The sequence below is a fragment of the Pseudomonas sp. SB113 genome, from assembly GCF_040754745.1.
Classification (GTDB): Bacteria; Pseudomonadota; Gammaproteobacteria; order Pseudomonadales; family Pseudomonadaceae; genus Aquipseudomonas; species Aquipseudomonas grimontii.
The window spans coordinates 1-205 of the sequence record NZ_JBFMHW010000294.1; the positions used below are offsets into that span (position 1 = coordinate 1).

The 205-nt window shown below is 61.5% G+C and carries 1 protein-coding gene; it reads right to left on the reverse strand.

From position 1 onward, the window contains the following. Positions 1–205 (reverse strand): hypothetical protein (locus tag AB1462_RS32595; protein ID WP_367249261.1); only part of this gene is annotated, 205 nt, incomplete at both ends.

Genomic DNA, 205 nt, shown 5'->3' on the forward strand with positions numbered 1-205 from the left:
GCTTCGCCGTTGACCGCATCAATCGAACCGGTCACCGGTTTGGTCATGGCCGCGTCGGTGTAGAAAGTGCCATTGGTTGGCGTGCCGACGGTGAACGATTTAACGTCCGTCGGACTGTCTACGTCGGTGGCGGACAGTTTGACCGCGATGCCTACGCTTGGGTCTTCAGCGCCGGTCGCAGTAGTTTCCGCAGCCACCGGCGCGT